Below are 5,282 nucleotides of genomic sequence, written 5' to 3' on the forward strand. Positions count from 1 at the left end.
GCCTGACGATAAAAGGAGGGGGATAATCAAAAAAAGAATTTTTTCTTTTTTCAGTGGTTTGAAATAATTCAATGCAGGAATGAATAAAAGCGGCAACAAAAACCTGTTGGTCAAGGTTCAAATCTGCAACAGGGAGTTTTAATTCATCTTGACCTTCAATACTAATTTCTTGGTCATTACAGCACCCTTCCATTTTCATACTGCTTTCATCGCCCATTTCCATACCACAATCATGAGCTTTTTGAAAAATTGCTGTATCTACCAATTCACCTTGACAATAGTGCATACTCACTGTGAATGACATGGTTGACATTAATACAACCAATGCCATGAGAAATGCAGATATTTTATGAATTGCTTTTTTCATTAAGACTACAAAGGTATGAAAATATGTATTACTTCATTTTGGTTAACAAAATTTTAGGTAAGTATTTTATCAAAAAAATAATATTTATGCTTTATAACCCTGAGGTATAGAGTCAAATCTCGTCTTCACTACAAAGAAAAGCAGAGTTTAAAACCCTGTTTTTTTTAATTCATGTACAACAAATTAGATAGTTTCAAAGACATATTTGAGCTCTGTGCAATTCGTCCGCACTTTTCAAGATATTTTTCTCTCTGTTGTGAGGAATTATCAAAAACTTATGAGGCCATTTTTAAATATGTCTATTTTTTAAACTCACAAAAGTGCAATAAAATACCTGATGGGTCATGCACAAAACATTCTCTCCCCCATTCAAAATTTCTTATCGGAATTAGTTTTACTCCATCATATTTGCTTTCTAAGTCCTTAGCAACAAGATTTTTCCAACATGTATCGATATTGTTTATCGATAGAACAATCATAGAATTTGCCACCCATTCTTCTACATAATATCGCTGTAAGTAAAAACCTTGTTGTCCTTCCACCCCAAAAAAAGAAAGATTGTCATCTGCTACAACTTCCGTAAAACCCAATTCCTTGTAGAACGTTCTTGATACGTCAAAGTCTTTAGCTCCAATAAAAGGTCGTACACTATCTATTTTATAATCCATTGAGTCTTCCATTATAATTTACTTTCACACCAATCAATAGGAGAAAATAACAAACATGATAAATGAGTATGTTTCCCTGTAAATAATGCAGGTACAGACATAACTTCACAACCTCCATCTCCACGCACTGCCGCTGTTAGTAATGCAACAGAAAGATACGTTAACGCCCCTGTAGCTGCTGGACCTCCATATCCAATAAAGAAAACTGCTAGTAAGGGACCGAAGGCTAATACTGCGCAAATAATACTATTGATTTTAGGTGTAAATTTTAAGATAAATAGATGCAATAAAGAGTATACTATCATTAGCCCCAGCGCCCAACCTAAACGAATTAAAACTCCATTAGTAGTAACATCCATATATACTGGCCAAACCTCTGTGACAAAAAATATCCCAAGCGCAAACCTGAGAAGTTTGCCTAATGGCAATGCTTTAGATGATATTGTGTTTTTTGAATCCATATTTTCTAACTATTACAACAACTTTTATTTTCTTGAATAGGAGGACAAGGTACAGTTCCATAAGAGCAATACACACAGCAATCACCTTGCTTAGGTCTTAATACTTCTTTACAATTTTCACAATCATAAAAGAATTGACAAGCTGTAGTTGGCATTTCTTCTTCTTTTTTATGTCCGCATTTTGGACAGGTGATTGTAGATTTTAAAATAGTTTCCATTATTCTATGATTTTATATCCTGTTTTTCCAATCGCATCTTCAATTTCTTTATTGGTAACTTTTGTTTTATCAAACTTTACAACTGCATTACTTTTTTCATGATTAGCCTTGACCTTAATTATTCCGTCAAGTTTGTTTACTTCACTCTCTATATGCGCTTCACATCCTGCACATGTCATTCCTTGAATGGAATAGGTTAGTTCGCTTACATTACTTTCAGATACGTAAACGACTTGCTTTTCAACATTTGAGTTTGAATAAAACAAATGAGAATAGTGTGGAAACGCTAACATTAGTCCGGCAAAAATTGTAACCAAAAAAAGGAATTTTTTTGATTGGATAAATCGAGGTTTATCATCCTCACAATCACAATCAATTTCTTGCTTTTTAAGTTTAAGTTTTTGATACCAAGCAAAAATGAGAACTAAAACTGTCAATCCAATTAGATAAGGCCTGAAAGGTTCTATCCAAGAAAATGTTGAAGCTACACCACTTGTTCCTGCAATTAATGCTAAAACAGGGGTGATACAACATAATGAAGCTGTGATTGCTGCTAGGATGCTTGTAACCACTAATTTATTTTCACTTCTCATACTGTATCTAAAGCTTTGTTTTTATCAAGTATCTCAAAAAACGGATTAAGCATTTTTGCATATTCATTTGTGAGTGAGTAAAAAATAGTTTGTGCTTCTCTTTCCGTTTCTATTAAACTTCTATCTTTCATTTTTCTCAAATGTTGAGAAATCGCAGAAATATTCATACCAAGAATATCGCTTAAATCACAAACACAAAGTCTTTCTTCCTTAAAGAGTAGATAAAGCATTTTTAGTCGTACACTATTTCCAACCAGCGAAAGTCCATTTGCCAGATAGTCGAACGACTCATTTAATTCCGAAACAGTGTCTTTACAACGATTTATCTGATGAACATCGGCTTTTTGCCTTATACATGAATTGTTTTCCATAAAGCAAAATTACATTTATTTATTATTTAAGCAAATACTTAAATAATATAATTAAATATAAATTATATAAGAAGTTGGATTAGTTCTAATTCATAGTTTTTACGTACGAATGCCTACTAAGTTTTGAAGCATTATTGGAAAAGTAAGTAACTATGATTTCTATTTCCGATTCCAATGACCAGTAGCAATAAGTAGCCTTTTCATTTGAATAAGCTGGTCTTCATTTTTTAAATATTTATGACTTAGCATTTTTTTAAGTTGAGCAACTGTTTCATTTGATGTTAATCCTGTCTTTTCACAGAGTTCTGCAAATTTCTGCATTTGCTCTAATTTATATTTTGCTTTTTCCACAAATTGTTCACCATTATCACCTTCCTCATAACTCGATTGAATTTCAAAATGCCTTTCAATTGTTCCTGGTTTCCCAATTATCAACTTCTCGGCATTACTTTGGATTATGGCGTTGGTCGTAAATACGTAATCTCTATCATGAACCATTCTATGGATTCTGGTTTGACCATCGGCAATACTATTGGGGAAGATTTCTAAATAGTATCTGGTATCCAATGGCAAAGTTATTACTGAATTAGGATTAAAAATACCCTCGAACCTTGTAGTTTTCATACCTCGTATTGATACGGGGTTATCGCAAGTTATCAATGGTGCGTTCTTATCATTGATTCGGTGGACATTTATAGTACAGTCGTATTTGAAGTCTACAAATTCTTTCCATTTTTCTAAATGTTGTACCAAGAATTTAACCCTGTTTCGCTCTTTAAATTCGTATCTGACCTTATCAATGTCCTTAATATTAAACTCGTGCTTTTCTTCTTCAAATGTAAACTTAAGGTCGCCATTTTTATTGGCGTACAATAGCATTCTATCCAAGATTTGGTCGGTAAATGCGTTTTGATGATTAAGAAACCTAGGTGTTCTAAAATAAAGTGAAAGGCAAACGTATAATATCTGCCTTTTTTGCTCAGGGATCAATACCTTGACACTTTCATCGGTAAGTAGTTTATAAATCTTGGGAAATTCCGAATCAACGTGTTCGGCATAATGATGTTCTAAATCGTATTTTCTATCAATCTCAGCATTTGGGATTGTATAAAGATTTTTTTCAAAGCAAATACTCTTGGTACTAATTTGTTCTAAAAGCAAGTCATCTTCTAGTCTATAAGCATCAACAAAATAGTTTCCTTTCTTACCTTCAACACCAAAATTTTTAAGATAAGAACGTGGAATGTAGTGTTGCTTTATGGGTCCATTTTTAGCCATATATGAAATGAATGAATTTTTAGGAATATACTAATTCCAATTCATTCTTTGTAATCGTATAGCATTCAAGATAGCCAATAGTGCTACACCAACATCTGCAAAGACAGCTTCCCACATTGTAGCTAGACCGCCTGCACCTAAAATCAACACGATAGCTTTAACACCAAAGGCAAGTATAATATTCTGCAATACAATTTTACGGGTGGAACGACTTATTTTAATAGCTCTAACCACTTTTGAGGGTTGGTCAGTTTGAATAATGACATCTGCGGTTTCAATAGCCACATCACTACCTAAACCGCCCATCGCAATACCAACGTTACTTGCTGCCAAAACTGGCGCATCATTAATGCCGTCACCTATAAAAGCTACTTTGTTTTCAGGATTTTTCTTTAAAGTTTCTACTTCATTTAATTTATCCTCTGGTAATAATCCACCTTTGGCTTTTTTAATATTCAATTCTTTGGCCACTTGTTGGGTGATGGAATCCTTATCACCTGAAAGCATCATAATATTTTTGACACCAACATTATGCAATTCCGTAATCGTTTTTTTTGCATCCTCTTTTAATTCATCCGCTATCACCACATAACCCGCAAATGTATTGTCAATTGAAACCAACACTATTGATTCTACTATAGAATCTGTTTCATTTGGAATAGTAATATCATTAGCAATCATCAAAGCTTTATTTCCAACTAAAACAGTTTTACCGTTTATAATACCTTTTAAACCTTTACCTGCAATTTCAGATACTCCTTTTGCATCATAGTCATCACCATTTTCTTTGTACTCCATAATGGCTTTTGCTATTGGATGCGTGGATTGATCTTCCATTGCCATTAGGTATTTCATAAATTCCGATTCTTCCCAATCTATTGATTTAATATCCTTGATCTTGAAAACACCCTTGGTAACAGTTCCTGTTTTATCCATCACCAATGTATTTATCTTGGTCATTGAATCTATAAATGAAGCTCCTTTAAATAATATTCCATTTTTTGAAGCTGCTCCCAATCCACCAAAATAACCCAATGGAATAGAAATGACCAATGCACAAGGACAAGAAATAACCAAGAAAATTAGGGCTCTATATAACCAATCTCTAAATACATAATCGTCTACAAAAAAATAAGGAATGAATGTAACATCAATAGCCAAAAAGACAACAATGGGTGTATAGACACGTGCGAACTGCCTGATGAATAGTTCTGTCTTGGATTTACGAGCAGTAGCATTTTGAACCAAATCCAATATTCTGGCAATAGAACTATCTTCAAAGGTATTGGTTACTTCAACTTCAATAACACTTTCTAAATTGATACT

8 protein-coding genes are annotated in these 5,282 nt (G+C 33.2%); all 8 read right to left on the bottom strand.

Annotated features, from left to right (window positions below; translation table 11 throughout):
• Positions 1-367 (bottom strand): HYC_CC_PP family protein (locus AAON49_RS00250; protein WP_349551760.1); only part of this gene is annotated, 367 nt, incomplete at its 3' end.
• Positions 368-666: 299 nt separating this feature from the next.
• Positions 667-1,047 (bottom strand): VOC family protein, encoded by a 381-nt coding sequence (locus tag AAON49_RS00255; RefSeq protein WP_349551762.1) that lies wholly within the window; start codon positions 1,045-1,047, stop codon positions 667-669.
• Positions 1,047-1,496 carry a hypothetical protein gene (locus AAON49_RS00260; protein ID WP_349551763.1) on the bottom strand — a complete coding sequence of 150 codons (450 nt, stop codon included), beginning with the start codon at positions 1,494-1,496 and terminating at the stop codon, positions 1,047-1,049. The genes AAON49_RS00255 and AAON49_RS00260 overlap by 1 nt, the downstream gene beginning before the upstream one ends.
• A 5-nt stretch (positions 1,497-1,501) precedes the next feature.
• A complete protein-coding gene (locus tag AAON49_RS00265; protein WP_349551764.1) occupies positions 1,502-1,714 on the bottom strand; it encodes a GDCCVxC domain-containing (seleno)protein in 213 nt (70 codons plus the stop codon).
• The gene (gene merTP, locus AAON49_RS00270; protein WP_349551766.1) at positions 1,714-2,307 is read right to left on the bottom strand and encodes a mercuric transport protein MerTP; all 594 of its coding nucleotides are present in this window, start codon (positions 2,305-2,307) and stop codon (positions 1,714-1,716) included. Before merTP ends, AAON49_RS00265 begins: the two co-directional genes overlap by 1 nt.
• The gene (locus tag AAON49_RS00275) at positions 2,304-2,678 is read right to left on the bottom strand and encodes an ArsR/SmtB family transcription factor (RefSeq protein ID WP_349551767.1); all 375 of its coding nucleotides are present in this window, start codon (positions 2,676-2,678) and stop codon (positions 2,304-2,306) included. Before AAON49_RS00275 ends, merTP begins: the two co-directional genes overlap by 4 nt.
• Positions 2,679-2,837: 159 nt before the next feature.
• Positions 2,838-3,956, bottom strand: coding sequence for a DUF4238 domain-containing protein (locus AAON49_RS00280; RefSeq protein WP_349551769.1), 1,119 nt, complete (start codon positions 3,954-3,956; stop codon positions 2,838-2,840).
• 30 nt (positions 3,957-3,986) lie between these two features.
• Positions 3,987-5,282, bottom strand: a 1,296-nt coding sequence (locus AAON49_RS00285) for a heavy metal translocating P-type ATPase (RefSeq protein WP_349551770.1), incomplete at its 5' end; no start/stop codon positions are given.

Origin of the sequence: Pseudotenacibaculum sp. MALMAid0570 (assembly GCF_040151415.1) — a bacterium.
Lineage (GTDB): Bacteria > Bacteroidota > Bacteroidia > Flavobacteriales > Flavobacteriaceae > Polaribacter.